Origin of the sequence: Helicobacter labacensis (assembly GCF_003660285.1) — a bacterium.
GTDB lineage: Bacteria > Campylobacterota > Campylobacteria > Campylobacterales > Helicobacteraceae > Helicobacter > Helicobacter labacensis.
Genome location: NZ_QXQQ01000052.1, coordinates 1 through 1358 on the forward strand (window position 1 = coordinate 1; position 1358 = coordinate 1358).

The 1358-nt window shown below is 44.4% G+C and carries 2 protein-coding genes; both read left to right on the forward strand.

Translation table 11 applies throughout. The annotated features are described in order from the left end of the window. The first annotated feature begins 355 nt into the window (after positions 1–355). Entirely contained in the window at positions 356–511 is a 156-nt protein-coding gene (locus tag EAO33_RS08825) for a hypothetical protein (protein ID WP_162982285.1), read from the forward strand. A gap of 16 nt (positions 512–527) precedes the next feature. Beyond that, positions 528–839 carry a holin gene (locus EAO33_RS08830; protein WP_120946410.1) on the forward strand — a complete coding sequence of 104 codons (312 nt, stop codon included), beginning with the start codon at positions 528–530 and terminating at the stop codon, positions 837–839. Positions 840–1358 lie beyond the last annotated feature (519 nt).

A 1358-nucleotide genomic window follows, 5' to 3' on the forward strand; every position in this document is an offset into this window, starting at 1 on the left:
CCACAACAAGGAAAAACCCCGTCTATGTTGCCCTAACGATTAGAAACGATTAGAGAGGCGTATAAAAGAATATCGGAAGGAAAAGAATGTGCAAACATCCAATGTTAACACTAACCGCAGTTACGATGCTACACATCCCCATTCTAACGGGGTGTTTACAACCCCAACACTGCGAGATCATCACAGATATAATCGCACACATCGTTAAGAAAATCTGCAAGTAGAGGAGCTCCACATGACAAGCAAAAAACCCCTAAAATACGGCACTAAGGAGTCATTATGCTAGGTAACCAGCGCATTTTTTTTGAACTTGCTCATTGTTATGCTACTCATTCTCACAATAGCAAACATCTATGTGGCGCATGTCTTGGAGGCGCACTCTCGATCGGTCGCCACACTTTCGCAAAATCTAAACAATTATGAACAGGACGCTAAAGAGCTCATGGAGCTGGAAAAAGCCCGCCTCAAGAGCAAAAACGCATGTTCTTGCCAACATGTCTCTAGCCAGTGAAGAAAAGGATTTTTTTATGGTGAATCACGCAGTGGTGTTGGAATACGGAATCTTGCTGGCTGTGGGCTGTTTTGCTGGCTTTTTGTTCGCTCTAAAGACGCTTGAAAACGCCCGTGGAGCTCTAGCCATCTTGCGCCATGTGTTCTTAGGCACGGGGTCGAGCATGCTGGCAACTTGGTTAGCCTATGAGCTCATCAAAGAGTATTTTCATCTCAACTTAGGTCTTTCTTTGGCGTTGAGTGCTGGGGTGGGGTATTTGGGTGCAGAAGTCGCTGTAAAATTTTTCTTAGAGTATCTGGGCTCAAAATTTAGGCGCGATTCCAGCTAAACTTAAACGCCTCAAACATGAGAATTAAAAAGCGCAGTTTTTAAGAATAAGCAGAAACCTTAAAAAATCGATAGGCTTTTCGTGCATTCTGGCGCGTTTTGGTGCGATCATCCAAGGGATCGGGCTTGGGTATTGCCAAGCTTTGAATCAACGATTGTAGACGATGTGCTCTGTCCGCCTCTAGGAAACTCATAGACGGCGATTCTCATTAAGCGAGTTTCAATACCCCCAAAGCCTTTAAGCTTTTCTGTGGCTTCCTAGTGCTTAGAATGGCTATGTTTTTTTCCTTTTTCACCCCTAAAAAATGCATCGTTTAAGCCTCCTCGGCAGAAATCCCACTCGTCTTTAGCGGGTGGAATGAATGCCACTAATCCGTGGTATAATACTCTCATACATTCGTATCTACGGCAGGGAGTGTCGAAAGTTACGCCTTTGGAGATATGATGTGTGAGACCTGTAGGGAATGCGTTGGAGCTCAAACTCTGTAAAATCCCTACTATAGGGACATAGAGTGAGAAC